The organism is Arthrobacter sp. H35-D1 (assembly GCF_030063185.1).
Lineage (GTDB): Bacteria > Actinomycetota > Actinomycetes > Actinomycetales > Micrococcaceae > Specibacter.
The window spans coordinates 154,417-170,473 of sequence record NZ_JASISP010000002.1 but is presented as its reverse complement, the minus strand read 5'-3'; the positions used below and the strand labels follow the sequence as shown (position 1 = coordinate 170,473).

Genomic DNA, 16,057 nt, shown 5'->3' with positions numbered 1-16,057 from the left:
GGTGGCCCCGTCATCGCCGAGCAGGAGCAGCTAGCTGACCTTTCGCGCTCCCGGGGCAGGGGAGACGGCAAAAATATCCGGGGCGCTGAAGCCGGCGTCGGCAAAGGCCGTCGAAACGGCGTCGCGGACGCTCGCCAGCGCCGCAGCAGGAATCAGCGCGATGGCGGAGCCGCCAAAGCCGCCGCCTGTCATGCGCGCCCCCAGCGCACCGTTGGCCAAGGCTGTGTCCACCGCCAGGTCCAATTCCGCGCAGGAGATCTCGAAGTCGTCGCGCATGGACGCGTGGCTTGCCGTGAGGAGCTCGCCAATGGTGCCGGGTCCGCCGTCGTCCAGCATGGCAACGGTGTCAAGCACGCGCTGGTTCTCGCGCACAATGTGGCGAACCCTGCGGTACGTTTCCTCGTCCAGCAGCCCGGCGGCCTCGGGCAGGTCTGCAGCGGTCAAATCGCGCAAGGAGACGACTCCGAGCACCTCTGCGCCCAGTTCGCACGATGCGCGACGGGCCGAATATCCCCCCGTGGCATGCGCGTGGGAAACCTTTGTATCCACCACCAGGATGAGCAGTCCGGCGGCGGCCAGGTCCAGCGGCACCAGGTGGGACTCCTGGGTGCGGCAATCGAGGAACACGGCGTGGCCGTCGGTGGCCAACAACGACGCCGACTGGTCAAGAATGCCTGTCGGGGCACCGACAACCTCGTTCTCGGCCCGCTGGCCCACAAGCACCAATTCACGCAGGCTCAGACCGGCATTTTCCAGCTCGTTGAATGCCGTGGCGACAGCGCACTCGATGGCGGCAGAGGAGGACAGTCCGGCACCGGAGGGGACCGTTGAGTGCAGGTACAAGTCAAAGCCGCCAATGGCGACGCCCAGCTGGCGCATAACCCACACGACGCCCAGCGGATAGGCCGTCCAGCCTTCCATGGAGTCGGGGGAGAGCGTGTTCAGGTCCACTGTGAGCGTTGCCTGCTCGCCGTAGCTTGAGTGCAGCCGTGCAGTGTTGTCCTCGCGCAGCCTGATGGCCACCGCTGCTGCACGGTCAATGGCGAACGGCAGCACAAAACCTTCGTTGTAGTCGGTGTGCTCGCCGATGAGGTTGACGCGGCCCGGGGCAGACCAGACGCCGTCGGGGGCTGTGCCAAAGGTGTCGGCGAATGCCTGGGCCACCTGGGCTGCGTCGATGGATGCGCTCATGCCTGTCCCACTTTCACGCCGTTGGATGTCAGCGGTTCGGAGTCCATGGTGGTGGACTTCAAGGTGCTGGAGGTTTCGCGCAGTTTGGCCGCCACCTGTTCCGGGGTGGTGTCATTGATGAAGGCGCCCATGGCTGCCTCGGAACCGGCCAGGAACTTGAGCTTGTCTGCTGCTCGTCGCGGCGAGGTCAGCTCAAGATGGAAACGGCCTGCCGGGCGCAAGAGGGTGTCCATCGGTGCCTGGTGCCACGCTGCAATGTAGGGCGTGGGGGTGTCGTAGAGGTTGTCCAGCGTGCGCAGGACATCCAGGTACATCACGGCCAGCTCGTCGCGCTCTGCATCGTTCAGGGCGGCAAAGTCGGGCACGTGGCGGTGCGGGGTGAGGTGGACTTCCAACGGCATGTGCGCGGCAAAGGGAACATAGGCGCTGAAGTGCTTGCCCTGGGCGATCATGCGCTCACCGGATTCGGACTCCCGGGCGACAATGTCGCCCAGCAAGGTGGCACCGCCGTCGTGCTTGTCAAAAAACGCGCGCGCAGCATTGGCCATGACCTGGCTGCGCGGGGGCACGTAGGAGTAGGCGTAAATCTGGCCGTGCGGGTGGTGCAGGGTGACGCCAATGTCCTGGCCGCGGTTCTCGAAGGGGAACACCTGCTTGATGCCCGGCATGGCGCTGAGCGCCTCGGTGCGGTGCGCCCAGGCGTCGATGACGGTGCGGGCCCGCTCGGCCGACAACCCGCCAAAGGAGCCGGTGTGCTCGGGAGTGAACGCCACCACTTCACAGCGGCCAAATGCACGGCCCGTGGTTCCCCACTCGGGGATGTCCGGGATCTGGCCAAGTGCCGGGCCCAATGACGGGAAACGGTTCTCGAACACCGCCACGTCATAGGCGGAGTCCGGGATTTCAGAGAGGTTTGCACCCGTGGTGGGGCACAGCGGGCACTGGTTGGCCGGGGGCAGGTAGGTGCGGGACTGGCGGTGTGCGGCAACGGCCACCCAGTCGCCTGTCAGCGCATCAAAGCGCAGTTCCCCGGTGTTCGCTTCCGAACGCGGGTCAAGCGGACGGGTGTCACGGGCCGCATGGGAGTGGCCGGTGGCGCCGTCGTCAAAGTAGATGAGTTCACGGCCGTCGGCCAAAAGGGTGGTGGTGGCGATGGTCATGATGTCTTTCTGGTGGGGGTGCGCTCGGAATCCGCCAACGCCGGTGCCTTGATGAAGTTGGGCACGCGGGACGCGAACAACTCGGCGGTGGCCGCGCTGGTCGCGTCGTCGGTAATGATGGTGTCCACAGCGGACAGGGCTGCGATGGAGGCCAGGGAGCGAACGTGGAACTTGGTGCTGTCGGCCAGGATCACCAGGCGCGAGGTGGATTCGATGAACGCGGCGTTGGTTTCCGCCTCCAGCCAGTTGGGACTCGTCAGCCCGCGCTGGGCGTCCAAACCGTGGACACCCATGAAGCAGATGTCGGTGTTCAGGTGGTTCAACGCCATGCGTGCCACCGGGCCCACCAGGGCCTCCGAGGGAGTGCGCTCCCCGCCGGTGACGATGACTTTCAGGTCCGAGTTGCCATGTTGGCGGTACAGCAGCTCGGAGACCTTCAGGGAATTTGTGACAACTGTCAGCCCCGGCAGCCGGTCAAGTTCGCCAGCCAGCACCATGGCAAGCTGGTAGGTGGTGGTGCCGCCTGTCAGCGCCAGTGTCATCCCCGGATGGACAAGCGCCAATGCCTGCCGGGCGATGGTGGCCTTGCCTTCAGTTTCCTTGTCCACATTGAGCAGAAAACCGGGCTCGAGTGCACTGAGCCGGGCCAGTCGCATGGCGCCGCCGTGGATCTTTCGTGCCCGTCCGTTTTGGTCAAGGGCTTCGATGTCCCGGCGAATGGTCATTTCGCTGACATTGAGCGTCGCGGCAACGTCCGCCACTCGAACTGCCTCGTGCAGTTGAAGCTCCTTGAGGATGCGCGCCTGGCGCTCTGGTGCCAGCATAAGAGGTCCCCTAAACGTATGGTCTCAAAATAAACAGTTTCAAACAAAACCTTACATTACAAAGGCTCGTTTTGCAGGTATTGGGCAGAAAACAAGCTTGTTGCGCCGCCTTTTGGCGGTACCCTAGTGCCCATGACTACTTCCAAAGACACGGCTCCCATAGATAAGGGAGGAATCCGGCCGGCCTCAGGCTCGCAGTACACCTTGCGGAACGGGGACGCTACCGCCATTATTGCCTCCCTGGCTGCTGGTCTCCGGCATTATGACAAGGGCGGGGCAGCGTTGGTGGAGAGCTACCCGCTGGATGCCGTCGCCCCCGGCGCCGCTGGAATCACGCTGGCACCCTTCGCCAACCGCGTGGACGGCGGGTTGTGGACTCTCGACGGGTCCGCGCAGCAGCTGGACATTACCGAGGTTTCACGGAACAACGCCATCCACGGATTGTTGCGCAACACCGGCTACGCGGCACGGGAGTCCTCCGAAACGCATGTGCTGCTGGAAGCTGTCATCCACCCCCAGCACGGCTACCCGTTCCTGGCCCGCCACCAGGTCCGCTACGAACTCGACGAAACCGGGGCGCTGCGCGTCGCACAGACCCTTGTCAACGACTCCGCGCGCCCGGCTCCCTTCGTCCTGGGCGCCCACCCGTACTTCACGCTGGGCGAGACAGCCGCGGAACAGCTGCACATCCAGGTCAAGGCCGCCACCTACCTCACGGCGGACGAGCGCATGATTCCCACGGGCGCCGTCGAGGTTTCCGGCCGCCACGATCTTCGACACGGCCGGCCCGTTGCGGAATCCCTGATGGACACCACCTTTACCAACCTGCAGACGGACGACGGCGTGGCCCGGCACACGCTGTCCGCCCCGGACGGGCGCAGCGTGAGTTTGTGGCACGACGGAAGCGTCAGCCACGTGCACGTCTTCATCACCCGGGACTTTCCGGGCCGCCCGCTGGCCGTTGCCATGGAGCCGATGACAGGGCCTGCCAACGCTTTCAACTCCGGAGACGGTTTGCGCTGGCTGGCTGCGGGGGAGTCCTACACCATGAATTGGGGCATCGAATCGAGTTTTTGAGGGCTGCACGGATCAACGGCGCCACACTGGGCAGGCGCGCCGTTTTACTAATTTTTGTTCCATAGGGAATTATTGGTTTATGACGCCCAATATGCAGGAGACAAACCTCTCCACAAAGCACGACGCAAAAGTAGTGCCCTTTGGCATGGAAGTAGCCGGTGCCTGGGCTTGGCGGGTGGCCATCATCCTCGTGGTGGGAGCCATGTTGGTGTGGATCATGGGCAACATCAGCATCTTGATCATCCCCGTTATGGTCGCGGCGCTTTTGTCGGCGCTGCTGACGCCCTTCGTGAAGCTGTTGGACAAGTTGGGCCTGCCGCACGGGATCAACGTGGCCATTGCCGAGGTGGGACTCATTGTGGTGGTGGTGGGTGGCTTGTTCCTCGTGGGCCGCCAACTGGTTGCCGGATTTGCCGAACTGAGCCAGCAGGCCATCACCGGACTGATCAAGATCCAGGAGTGGCTGCAGTCGGGCCCGTTGAGCTTGAGCAACGACCAGATGACCGATTACCTCAACGAGGCACTTGACGCCGTGCAGGGCAACAGCACCCTGATCCTGTCCAAGGCGCTGGGCGTTGGCAGCAGTTTTGGCCACTTTTCGGCCGGCCTGTTGCTGACCCTGTTCATTCTGATTTTCTTTCTGCTGGAAGGCGAAAGGATCTGGGAGTTCTGTGTACGGTTCTTCCCGCGCCGCGCCCAGCCCGCTGTTGACGGTGCAGGACGGCGAAGCTGGCATTCGCTGGGCAACTACGTGCGCATCCAGGTATTGGTGGCCGCCGTGGACGCCGTGGGCATCGGCGCCGGCGCCGCCATCATCCAGGTGCCCTTGGCCTTGCCGCTGGGTGTTCTGGTGTTCGTGGGCTCCTTCATCCCCGTGGTGGGCGCACTGGTGACCGGGGCCGTGGCTGTGCTCTTGGCGCTGGTGGCCAACGGCTGGGTCAATGCGCTGATCATGCTGGGTATTGTGCTGGCAGTGCAGCAGCTGGAGAGCCACCTCCTGCAACCATTCGTCATGGGCCGTGCAGTGTCCTTGCACCCCGTGGCCGTGATTCTGGCCGTGGCGGCAGGTTCCAGTGTTGCCGGGATCCTCGGTGCCTTGTTTGCTGTTCCGTTGCTGGCCGTGGCGAATGCGTTTATCCGCTACGTAGCCGGCAGGGATTGGCGCAACGACCCCGCCCTGCCTGACATTTACGGGCTGCCGCGGGCCATTCCCGACGGCGGCGAGCCGGATGAGGAGTCCGCGTCCGAAGGCGCTCCGCCTGCCCGGTAGGGGCCGGCACACCCATAGTTTTATTTCAGTTCCGTAGAGAAAGAGAAAAGTACCGTGAACGCACAGAGCGATCTCCCCGTGACCCTTGCAGATATTGAACATGCGCGGGAGTTGTTGACGGAGATTATTGCAATCACGCCGATTGAGAGTTCGCGTGCTTTGGGGCGCATGACGGGCTCCGACGTGTTTTTCAAGTGCGAGAACTTGCAGCGTGCAGGCTCGTTTAAAGTGCGGGGGGCATATGTGCGCATGGCACAGTTGTCGCCAGAGGAACGATCCCGCGGCGTGGTCGCCGCCTCCGCCGGAAACCATGCCCAAGGTGTGGCCGTTGCGGCCAAGGCGCTGGGCATCAAGGCACGCATCTACATGCCCGTGGGCGTGGCGCTGCCCAAGCTGGCGGCTACCCGTGGCCACGGTGCCGAAGTGATTTTGCACGGTTACAACGTGGACGAGTCGTTGGCCGAAGCCGAGCGCTACGCCAACGAGACGGGCTGCGTGTTTGTCCATCCCTTCAACAACGTCGACGTGGTCTCTGGACAGGGCACCATCGGACTGGAAATCCTGGACCAGGTGCCCAACGTCGACACGATCATCATGGGTGTTGGCGGCGGCGGGCTCCTGGCCGGGGTGTCCGTGGCCGTCAAGGCGCGCGCCAAGGAGTTGGGCCGCGAGATTCGGGTGATTGGCGTGCAGGCGGAAAATGCTGCCGCCTACCCTCCGTCGCTGGCCGCCGATGCGCTGGTGCCGTTGACGAAGGTGTCCACCATGGCCGATGGAATCGCCGTCGGCCGTCCCGGACAGTTGCCGTTCTCGATCATCCGCGAGCTGGTTGACGACGTGGTAACGGTTAGTGAAGATTCCCTGGCACGGGCTTTGATCTTCCTTTTGGAGCGCTCAAAGATGGTGGTGGAGCCGGCCGGTGCCGTGGGTGTTGCAGCCCTCATGGAAGGCAAGATTGAAAACCCGGGCACCACCGTTGTGGTCTTGTCCGGGGGCAATATCGACCCAATGCTCATGCTCAAGGTCATCCAGCGGGGGCTCGCCGCTGCCGGACGGTTCCTGACAGTGCGGATAATGCTCAACGACCGCCCCGGCGCGCTGGCCACGATCTCACGCATCATTGCCGAGAATGACGCCAATGTGACAGGCGTGGACCACACCCGCGTGGGCGGCTCCATCTCCATGGGCGACGTCTCCATCACAGTCAACCTTGAAACCAAGGGCCACGAACACTGCGAACTGGTGCTGACAGCACTGCGTGCCGAAGGCTTCCAGCCGATTGTTGTGCATTAGGGCTTTATGCCTGTGCCGGTAAAAAGTGCCGGTAAGAACAAGAACGACCACCCGGAAATCCGGGTGGTCGTTCTTGTGTCGGCGGAAAGCCGGCAGCTGCAAAGCCCGCAGACTAGTTCTCGTAAGGCTTGGCGGAGATGATCTCAACGTCGATGGTGCGGCCGTTGGGGGCCAAATAGTCCAGCTTGTCGCCGATCTTCTTGCCCATGATGGCTGTGCCCAGTGCGGAGCGCTCGCTGTAAACTTCCAAGTCGCCTGCGCCAACCTCGCGGCTGCCGAGCAGGAAGGTGGTTTTGTCCCCGGCAATGCTGGCAACAATCACCATGCCCTGTTCCACAATGCCATCGTCGGCCGGTGCGTCGCCCACGCGGGCGTTGCGCAGCATTTCACTGAGCTGGCGAATGCGGGCCTCGATCTTGCCCTGCTCGTCCTTGGCTGCGTGATAGCCGCCGTTTTCCTTCAAATCGCCTTCTTGGCGGGCCTGCTCAATTTTGCTGACAATTTCAGCACGGCCGGGGCCTGAAAGCTGGGTTAGTTCAATCTGCAGGCGGTCAAAGGCTTCTTGCGTCAGCCATGCAGAAGGCGCACTGTTAGTGGTAGGCACGTAGTTCTCCTCGAATGTACAAAAGCAAAGGCCCCGCTGGAGCCAACCCACTGAAAGTTTAAGGCGCTCAGGCCTGTGCACCTTTGCAAGGAACACAATCCACGCGCTGAAAATTCAATGACTGACCAAGCGGGGCAGATGGTAATAGGAATCAGTTTAGTCAATAAGGCGGATAAACCCAAGAACCCGCGGAAATGACACGGGCAGTGTTACGCGGGGGCTACGATCCAGCAGTTTTCAACGACGCCGGTCACAGCCAGGGAGTCGGTTCGCAGTTCGCCGCGGACGGTGGTGGTGCGACCGTTTCCGGAACCCTCATCCACACTGTTGGGGCCGATGGTGATCACATTCCAACCCACCACGGCATAGGTGGAATTCATGGCCTTGATGGCGCACCGGGCTGTGGAGTCCGGGGCCTTGGTCACAGCCAAGTCCACGGTGGTCATGGTGCCGTCAATCACGTTGTAGCTGACCAACTTTTGTGAAATTCCCGTGTTTCCGCCAAGGGTTGCCCAGAGCACCCACGACACGGACAGCACGGCTGCCACGGCCAGAAGAATTTTCCGGGTCCTTTGGGGCATGCGCCGCTTGGGTGTGCCGTAGCGATTGGTTAGGCTGGTAGCTGCTGGAGAATCAGAAGTTGTCACTGCATCCACTTGTGTCTGTTCCGCGGTTTGCCGCGGTCTGGCCGCCCCCTCTCAAGAAGGCGTTGGACTAGGACAAGTTTAGCGTTCATTTTGCCCGTTGTTTTTTGCCCTGTAATTTCCCATGAATCGAAGGTAGCTTCCGTGAACAACAATGAGATCCCCGCAACCGAGCCGTTGCGACTTTTAGCTGTTCATGCCCATCCGGACGACGAAGCAAGCAAGGGCGCGGCCATGATGGCCTCCTACGTGGCGTCCGGTGCGGAGGTCATGGTGGCCACCTGCACCGGTGGTGAACGAGGCGGCATCCAAAACCCGTCCATGGTGGGCGACGCCCATTCGGGCAGGGACATGGCGGGGGCGCGCAGGTTGGAAATGGCCAGGGCTGCCAAGATTCTCGGTATCCGCCACCAATGGCTGGGCTTCGCCGATTCGGGCCTGCCCGAGGGGACCCCGCTGCCCGCACTCCCGGCCCACTGCTTTGCGCTCACCCCGCTTGAGATTGCCGCCGCCCCGTTGGTGCGCCTGGTGCGCCGCTTCAAGCCACACGTCATCGTTGCGTATGACGAGAACGGCGGCTACCCGCACCCGGACCACATCATGGCGCACAAGGTTGCTGTTGAAGCGTTCAAAGCCGCAGGAAACCCTGAACTGTACCCAGACACCGGGCCCGCCTGGGAACCTGCCAAGCTGTACTACGACCTGGCGTTCAACCCGCACCGCTTCCGGGCCCTGCACTACGCGTTGGAGGAGGCAGGCCTGGCCTCGCCCTATGCCCAGCGCATAGCCGCCTGGTTGGAGGCGGACACCGAGGGTCACACCCCGCCCGCCAGCAAACACTCGGCCACCACGCAAATTGACTGCGGCGACTACTTTGAAACCCGCAACGACGCCTTGCGCGCCCACGCCACACAAGTTGACCCGGACGGGTTCTTCTTCTCCGTCAGCCCGCAAATGCAGCGGAAAGTGTGGCCATGGGAAGACTATGCACTCATTGAATCCCGTGTTCCCGCCGCCATGCCCGAGCATGACCTATTCGCTGGCCTACGATAGACAATGAACGTTTCCCGCCGACACCTTGCCGGCCGGGGATGAAACGAAAGACGAATTGTGCACACACTGATTTTGCTTGCCACCGACCCCGCCATCCCCACCCAGCCGGGCTTGCGCCCGGGACTGACACCAGACCAAATCACCCCGGGATTATTGGGCTTCGTGGCGACCTTCGGCATTGTGGTGATTATGGTTTTCCTGATCCGCGACATGGTCAAGCGCATTCGCCGCGTCCGGTACCGCGCCCAGGTTAATGAGCAACGCAGCGGTGGAACGCACGGCCCCGATGCGGAGTACATGGGAATTCCCATTGCGCCGGACCACGCCGGGGAGCCCCTTCCGGCGCGCACTCCCGACTCAGGGGCAGAAGCGGCTCCGGGCACCGACGAAGCCCCGGCGGACGGCCCGGCTGCGTCGCCGGAGAAGAAGTAGTTCAGCAATGAACCGGCTGGCGGGTGAACCAAGCGCTTACCTTCGCCAGCATGCCCAAAACCCGCTCGACTGGCAGCCCTTTGACGATGCTGCCTTTGCCGAAGCCGTGGCACGGGATGTCCCAATATTTTTGTCCGTGGGGTATGCCGCGTGCCATTGGTGCCATGTCATGGCAGGGGAGTCCTTTGCGGACCCGGCCATTGCCGGCTATGTGAATGAGCGATTTGTCGCCATCAAGGTGGACCGCGAGGAACGCCCGGACGTGGACGACGCCTACATGGCCGCGACCCAGGCCCTCAGCGGCCAGGGCGGCTGGCCCATGAGTGTCTTTCTCACTCCCGACGGCAGGGCCTTTTATGCCGGAACCTACTTCCCTCCCGCACCCGGTCCGGGCAGGCCTTCCTTTTTGCAAGTGTTGGAAGCGGTCCATGAGGCATGGATCGAGCGCCGCGAGGAAGTGGAGCGGACGGCCGCGTCCCTCGCAGAAGCTTTGGCGCAGCCATTGTGGCAGGTGCGCACCGAGACGCCCTCCGCTGTTGAACTTGGAGCCGCTGACCGTGGAACTGTCGAACTTGGCACTGAGCGGGGGCCGGACTGGCACGCTGCCGCCGCCGGTGCTTGTGCGGCCACGGCTGCAGCCGAGGACCGCATCCACGGCGGCTTCGGCCAGGCGCCAAAATTTCCGCCCGCTCCCGGGCTTGAATTCCTCCTGCGGCAGGCTGGCTCGGGGGCCGGCGCGTCAAGCGAGCAAGCTTTTGCGCTGGCAGGCCGGACGCTGGGTGCCATGGTGCATTCAGCACTTTTCGACCAGCTCGGCGGCGGATTTTCCCGCTACAGCGTAACGGCCGACTGGTCTGAACCGCACTACGAAAAAATGCTTTACGACAACGCCGGGTTGTTGCAATCGTTGGTGCACTGGATCCGGCTCGTCGAGGGCCGTGCAGAAGCGCAGGCGGATGATCTGCCAGTTCCGGCCCAGCCCGGCGTGGCGCATGAGGGTGTGGCGCAGCTTGGTGCTTCCGATGCCAGGGAGGCAGCCGCTGTCTTGATCGGCTGGCTCATGACGGAGCTGCGGCTTCCCGGTGGAGCCTTTGCATCGTCGTTGGATGCGGACACCGTTATTGCTGGCGTCCACCACGAAGGTGCCAGCTACCAGTGGAGCGCGGCGGAGATCCAGGCCGCCGCCGTCAAGACCGTGGCGGCAGAAAATGCCGTCAGCGAAGCACCTGCCCGCGAACCAGAACCGGCTGCCCGCGAACCAGGACCACCTGCTGGAGAACCAGCTGCCGCTAAAAGCGCCGCCGGAAAATCCGCGGCCGCCCAACACCGGCAAGCGCTGGACTTGGCTGTCGGGGTGGCCCGAGCCATGGGGATTCCCGGTGCCGCGGGGCTTGGGCAGAGTACCCCAGCCGGCCCAGCCGGGCCGAGCGGACCGCTGCACCCGGGGCGCCCACTGTCCGCCACGGAGCACAGGCAGTGGACAAGGATCAAGCCGGCCCTGCTGGAGATGCGGGCGTTGCGGACCATGCCGGCCCGTGATGAGAAGGTGGTGGCGTCCTGGAACGGCATGCTCATGGGAGCCTTGGCTGAAGCAGGCATGGTGCTGGGTGTGCCCGCCTACCTGTCGGCCGCCGTCGAACTTGGCGAATACCTGCAGGACGTGCACTGGGACGGGCAGCTGCACAGGGTGTCCCACGACGGGCGGGCCCGCGGCATCAAGGGCCTGCTGGAGGACTATGCAGCGTGTGCGAACGGCTACTTGACGCTTTACGCAGCCACTGGGCAGCGACGCTGGTTTGAGCTGGCCGGGGAGCTGGTGGAGGCGATGGAAGCGGACTTCATTGCCGACGGGGTGGTCTTCAACCACAGCGCCGGCGGTGTGCCCGGACCGTTGCAAGGCTCGCGCTTCGCCGACCCCTTTGACAATGCAAGCACCAGCGCGGTGGCTCTGCTGGCGGGCGCATTCATTTCCTGGGCGGCGTACACGGGCTCGACTCGGCACAGGGACATTGCAGGGAATATTTTGGCGTCTGTGCCGGAGTTGGCGCGTCGAGCGCCGCGCTCGGTGGGCGGTTTGCTCGGTGCAGCCCTGGCCCTGGCGGCCGGACCGCTTGAAGTCGCCATCGTGGGACCGGCCGGTACCACCGGCGGCAGTGGATCTGGCGGAGGCGGTGGAAATGGCGGAGGCGGGCCCGGCGTGAAAGCGGCCATGGTCGGCCAGGCATGGCGTTCCGGGTCACCCGGCCTGGTGATGGCGGTGTGGGACGGCACGGGCAGGGCGCCGGTGCCATTGTTGGAAGGTCGCGGCCCGGCCGAGGGGGCGGCGTCGGTGGAAGGGAACTTCCCGACGCTGGCCCACGTGTGCAGGGGCATGGTGTGCGCCATGCCGGTTTCCACAGTGGGGGAGCTGGCCAAGCTGCTTTAGCGCAGTTGGCCGGAACCGCGTTGGCCGGAACCGCGTTGCTTGGCCGCTCGTGGTCCGGTGCCTGCGGCCTGCACTATGCGAAGACCACCAGCACGACGGCGATGAAGTGCGTGGCAAAGCCGGCCACAGTCAGTGCGTGGAACAGCTCGTGGAAGCCAAAGTGACGGTGGCTGAAGTTGGGTTTTTTGATGCCGTAGATGACGGCTCCTGCAATGTACATGGCTCCGCCGGCACAAATGAGCAGTGTCGGAACAATTCCTGCCGCCCAAAACTCTGGCAGGAAGAACAGTGCCGTGGTACCCAGCAGCACATAGATGGGGACGTACAACCACCGGGGTGCATGGGTCCACAAGACGCGGAACAGCACCCCTGCCACGGCACCAATCCAAATCATCCACAACAGCAGAGTGGCCGTGGATTCCGGCAGCAGCAAGGCTGAAAGGGGTGTGTAGGAACCGGCGATGACAAGCATGATGTTGCTGTGGTCAAGGCGTCTGAGCAGCGCCGTGGCAGACGGGGACCAGGTGCCACGGTGATATAGCGCACTTGTGCCAAACAAGAGCACGCCAGTGGCGACGTAAATGGCACATGTGATCTTGGCCAAGGCGCCTGGTGCCAACGCAACCAAAATGATCCCGGTGATCAAGACAAGGGGTGCAGTTCCTGCATGGAGCCAGCCGCGCCACGTTGGTTTGATCGCTGTTTCGAGAAGGGCGCTCATGGGGAAAGCATATCCTGCCGCACAGGAATTTCCCGTGTGGCAACAGGCTGCACGGCTTGCCTTGACCTGAAATCGCGCTCCGGGCGGGTAACCTAGTCCTAGCAACATTCACAGGGCAACATTCGCAGGCCGCAGGGCCGTTATTGGCAAAGGTCCGGTGCACTCTCATGCGGCTGTCTACCGACTCTGTGCGGATGCCCAAGCTGTTGTACAACTACTACGAACGGCGCCTGGTCAAGGAAATTGACCTGGGCAACGTGCCGGCGCACATTGGCGTCATGGTGGACGGCAACCGACGGTGGGCCAGGCTGTTCAACGCACCCAGCAGCCAAGGCCACCAAGCGGGCGCCGACAAGATCATTGAGTTCCTCGGCTGGTGCCAGGAACTGGGCGTCAAGGTCGTCACGTTGTACATGCTCTCCACCGACAACATGAGCCGCTCGGCTGAAGAACTCGATGAGCTCATGGGCATCATCGCCAACACCTTTGACGTGCTCGACGCCGATGCCAACATCAGCGTCCACGCCATGGGTGCACCCGAAATTCTGCCCGACTACTTGGCTGCACGGCTTTCCTCGCTGACGGCCCGCGTCCCGGCCACCGAACGCATCCACGTCAACATGGCCATCGGCTATGGCGGCCGCCGTGAAATTGTCGACGCCGTGCGCGAGCTTTTGCATGCCGAAGACTCCGCGGGGCACAGCATGGCCGAGGTTGCCAACACTCTCAGCGTCGACGATATTTCCAAGTTCCTCTACACCCGGGGCCAGCCGGACCCCGACCTTGTCATCCGCACTTCGGGGGAGCAGCGGCTGTCCGGATTCCTCATGTGGCAAAGCGCCTACAGCGAGTTCTATTTTTGCGAAGCGCTGTGGCCGGCGTTCAGGAAGATCGACTTCCTGCGTGCCCTGCGCGACTACGCCGGGCGAAGCCGCCGCTTCGGCGGTTAGGCCCACTCGTCAAGTGCATAGCCATCACCGCTCTGAAATGACGCTGGCCGCCGTCCTGGCCAGCGCGGCCGGATTTGTGGACGCCGTGGGGTTCATCCACTTGGGCGGCTACTTTGTCTCTTTCATGAGCGGCAACTCCACCCGCGGCGGAACGGCGTTGGCGGAAGGCAACTGGACGGGCTTTGCCCTTGCCTTTGGACTTGTTGCAGCTTTCCTGGCGGGAGTGGTGAGCGCGGCCATCCTGCGCAGGATGGTCCGCTCGCGCAAGCGCATGGCTGTTTTGCTGTATGTGACAGCGGCACTGACGTCCGCCGTCGTGCTGTTTGATCTGGGGATTGGCGGCTGGCTGGCCCCGGCCATCATGGCGCTGGCGATGGGTGCCGAGAACGTCATTTTTGAGCGCGACGGCGAGGTCAGCATTGGCCTGACCTACATGACCGGCACGCTGGTGAAGATGGGCCAGCACATTGCCAATGCGCTGACGGGCGGTCAAAAGACGCTGTGGGTGCGCTACTTCGCGTTGTGGATGGCGCTCACCAGTGGCTCCATCATGGGCGGGTTCGCGTACCTGTCGCTGGATCTCAACGCGCTGTGGATCGCCGTGGGGGTGCTGGTGCTGGCCGTGTTTTTCAACAGCTGGCTCCGTGCCAGGCCCGTCCGGCGCGGCGCCACCCGGGTCGATATTTAGGTCACCGCGCGTTCGCCCCGCAGTTGCCCAACATTCACCTGTCTGGTGTGGCGTGGCGTTGCCGCTGGGATGGATTGCCGCGTAGTTTGGCAGTACGGAGGGCAACTCAGCCCGCCGCATCGATGTGGAATCCGGACGCGTCACTGCTCCGGAAGGCTGGAGTCGACATGACACAGGTTGGCAACCGCGGGCAGCAGGAACACAGCTCGCACACGGGAGCAAAATTGCGCACTTACGTGCTTGACACCTCCGTCCTCTTGGCCGACCCTCGGGCCATCATGCGTTTTGCCGAGCATCTGGTGATCTTGCCGATCGTGGTAATTTCCGAGCTCGAAGGAAAACGCAACGACCCCGAATTGGGCTACTTCGCCCGCACCGCGTTGCGGCTTCTCGACGATCTCCGCCTTCAGCACGGCGGGCTGAGCAAGCCCGTGCCGCTCGGGGACGACGGCGGGTCCCTGCTGGTGGAGCTCAGCCACGTTTCGCTGGAGGTGCTTCCGGCGGGGATGCGCGGCTCCGACAACGATGCGCGCATTTTGGCAGTGGCCCGGAACCTGGCCGACGAGGGGCACAACGTCACTGTTGTGACGAAGGATGTGCCGCTGCGCGTGAAGGCATCGGCACTGGGATTGTCTGCCGAGGAGTACCGCAACGAACTGATGCCGGATTCCGGCTGGACCGGGGTGGGTGAAATTGCGGCCACGGAGGAGGAAGTGGCGGCGCTGTACAACCACGAACCGGTGCCCATTCCAGAGGCTGCGGTGCTGCCGGTGAACACGTCGCTGATCATCACCAGCAATCGCGGTTCGGCGCTGGGCCGGGTGGGGGTCGACCAACAGGTCCGCTTGGTGCGCGGGGACAGGGAGGTTTTTGGCTTGCATGGTCGCTCCGCTGAGCAGCGGCTGGCCCTGGACCTGCTCATGGATCCGGAAGTGGGCATTGTCTCCCTCGGCGGACGCGCCGGCACCGGCAAGAGCGCACTTGCCCTGTGTGCGGGACTGGAGGCGGTGCTTGAACGCAACGAACACCGCAAGGTGGTGGTGTTCCGGCCCCTGTACGCCGTGGGTGGGCAGGAACTGGGCTACCTGCCCGGTTCCGAGGGGGAGAAAATGAACCCGTGGGCGCAGGCGGTCTTTGACACCCTGGGTTCGGTGGTCTCACAAAACGTCATGGATGAGGTCATGGACCGCGGCATGCTCGAAGTCCTGCCGCTGACGCACATTCGGGGCCGTTCCCTCCACGATTCATTTGTCATCGTGGACGAGGCGCAGTCCTTGGAGAAGAACGTGCTGCTGACGGTCATGAGCCGCATCGGTCAACGCTCCAAGATTGTGTTGACCCACGACGTCGCCCAGCGCGACAACCTTCGGGTGGGCCGGCACGACGGCGTGGTGGCGGTTGTTGAGACGCTCAAGGGGCACCCGCTGTTCGGCCATGTCACGCTGACCCGCTCCGAACGCTCACCCATTGCGGCGCTGGTTACCGAGATGCTGGAGCGCGCGGAGATTTAGGAATCGAAAGCGGAGTAGTGGGGCCTCTATGGCTACCACAATAAACCCACACGCACAGTATGGGGGGGGGGGGGGGTGGGGGGCGGGGGGGGAACGCCCGTAACCCCCCCGCCGCGCCCGCCCCCGGTCCTGGGGTAGCCGAGGAAGTAGACCGCGTGGGGGGCCCCTCGACCCACTAACGCCCCCCGCCGGGCTAAGCACAAGTGCCCCGCCC

The 16,057-nt window shown here is 63.5% G+C and carries 15 protein-coding genes; 9 read left to right on the top strand and 6 right to left on the bottom strand.

The features are described 5' to 3' along the window. Positions 1-30: 30 nt before the first annotated feature. Genes galK through QMG25_RS04130 form a run of 3 tightly spaced genes read right to left on the bottom strand, consistent with a single transcriptional unit; the run spans position 31 to position 3,175 of the window. The gene (gene galK / locus QMG25_RS04140) at positions 31-1,191 is read right to left on the bottom strand and encodes a galactokinase (protein ID WP_283457510.1); all 1,161 of its coding nucleotides are present in this window, start codon (positions 1,189-1,191) and stop codon (positions 31-33) included. Further along, a complete protein-coding gene (galT, locus tag QMG25_RS04135; RefSeq protein ID WP_283457508.1) occupies positions 1,188-2,351 on the bottom strand; it encodes a galactose-1-phosphate uridylyltransferase in 1,164 nt (387 codons plus the stop codon). Before galT ends, galK begins: the two co-directional genes overlap by 4 nt. Beyond that, positions 2,348-3,175 carry a DeoR/GlpR family DNA-binding transcription regulator gene (locus QMG25_RS04130; RefSeq protein WP_283457507.1) on the bottom strand — a complete coding sequence of 276 codons (828 nt, stop codon included), beginning with the start codon at positions 3,173-3,175 and terminating at the stop codon, positions 2,348-2,350. The genes galT and QMG25_RS04130 overlap by 4 nt, the downstream gene beginning before the upstream one ends. A gap of 132 nt (positions 3,176-3,307) precedes the next feature. On the opposite strand from QMG25_RS04130, the gene QMG25_RS04125 reads away from it, so the two are divergent. From QMG25_RS04125 to ilvA, 3 genes are all read left to right on the top strand, one after another. Next, complete coding sequence (locus QMG25_RS04125; protein WP_283457506.1) at positions 3,308-4,252, top strand: aldose 1-epimerase family protein; 945 nt, start codon at positions 3,308-3,310, stop codon at positions 4,250-4,252. Between the two features lie 79 nt (positions 4,253-4,331). Further along, positions 4,332-5,522, top strand: coding sequence for an AI-2E family transporter (locus tag QMG25_RS04120; RefSeq protein WP_283457505.1), 1,191 nt, complete (start codon positions 4,332-4,334; stop codon positions 5,520-5,522). Between the two features lie 54 nt (positions 5,523-5,576). Then, positions 5,577-6,815 carry a threonine ammonia-lyase gene (gene ilvA / locus QMG25_RS04115; protein WP_283457504.1) on the top strand — a complete coding sequence of 413 codons (1,239 nt, stop codon included), beginning with the start codon at positions 5,577-5,579 and terminating at the stop codon, positions 6,813-6,815. A gap of 112 nt (positions 6,816-6,927) precedes the next feature. Here ilvA and greA read toward each other — a convergent pair whose 3' ends face one another. Beyond that, positions 6,928-7,419, bottom strand: coding sequence for a transcription elongation factor GreA (gene greA, locus QMG25_RS04110; protein ID WP_283457502.1), 492 nt, complete (start codon positions 7,417-7,419; stop codon positions 6,928-6,930). A gap of 209 nt (positions 7,420-7,628) precedes the next feature. Further along, positions 7,629-8,000 carry a DUF4307 domain-containing protein gene (locus tag QMG25_RS04105; RefSeq protein WP_283457501.1) on the bottom strand — a complete coding sequence of 124 codons (372 nt, stop codon included), beginning with the start codon at positions 7,998-8,000 and terminating at the stop codon, positions 7,629-7,631. 207 nt (positions 8,001-8,207) lie between these two features. Here QMG25_RS04105 and mca point away from each other — a divergent pair, with 207 nt between their 5' ends. The 3 genes from mca to QMG25_RS04090 are packed head-to-tail and all read left to right on the top strand — an operon-like array spanning position 8,208 to position 11,973. Continuing rightward, complete coding sequence (mca, locus tag QMG25_RS04100) at positions 8,208-9,116, top strand: mycothiol conjugate amidase Mca (protein WP_283457500.1); 909 nt, start codon at positions 8,208-8,210, stop codon at positions 9,114-9,116. A 57-nt stretch (positions 9,117-9,173) separates the two neighbouring features. Further along, the gene (locus tag QMG25_RS04095) at positions 9,174-9,548 is read left to right on the top strand and encodes a hypothetical protein (protein WP_283457499.1); all 375 of its coding nucleotides are present in this window, start codon (positions 9,174-9,176) and stop codon (positions 9,546-9,548) included. A gap of 7 nt (positions 9,549-9,555) precedes the next feature. Then, positions 9,556-11,973: a thioredoxin domain-containing protein gene (locus tag QMG25_RS04090; protein ID WP_283457498.1), complete on the top strand. Its 2,418-nt coding sequence runs from the start codon at positions 9,556-9,558 to the stop codon at positions 11,971-11,973. 73 nt (positions 11,974-12,046) lie between these two features. On the opposite strand, the gene trhA is transcribed toward QMG25_RS04090, so the two are convergent. After that, a complete protein-coding gene (gene trhA / locus QMG25_RS04085) occupies positions 12,047-12,694 on the bottom strand; it encodes a PAQR family membrane homeostasis protein TrhA (protein ID WP_283457497.1) in 648 nt (215 codons plus the stop codon). A 194-nt stretch (positions 12,695-12,888) separates the two neighbouring features. Here trhA and QMG25_RS04080 point away from each other — a divergent pair, with 194 nt between their 5' ends. From QMG25_RS04080 to phoH2, 3 genes are all read left to right on the top strand, one after another. Continuing rightward, a complete protein-coding gene (locus QMG25_RS04080) occupies positions 12,889-13,644 on the top strand; it encodes an isoprenyl transferase (RefSeq protein ID WP_502866342.1) in 756 nt (251 codons plus the stop codon). Positions 13,645-13,657: 13 nt separating this feature from the next. Next, positions 13,658-14,332, top strand: coding sequence for a YoaK family protein (locus tag QMG25_RS04075; protein WP_283457496.1), 675 nt, complete (start codon positions 13,658-13,660; stop codon positions 14,330-14,332). Between the two features lie 167 nt (positions 14,333-14,499). Further along, positions 14,500-15,843 carry an RNA 5'-3' helicase PhoH2 gene (gene phoH2, locus QMG25_RS04070; RefSeq protein WP_283457495.1) on the top strand — a complete coding sequence of 448 codons (1,344 nt, stop codon included), beginning with the start codon at positions 14,500-14,502 and terminating at the stop codon, positions 15,841-15,843. Positions 15,844-16,057: the final 214 nt, after the last annotated feature.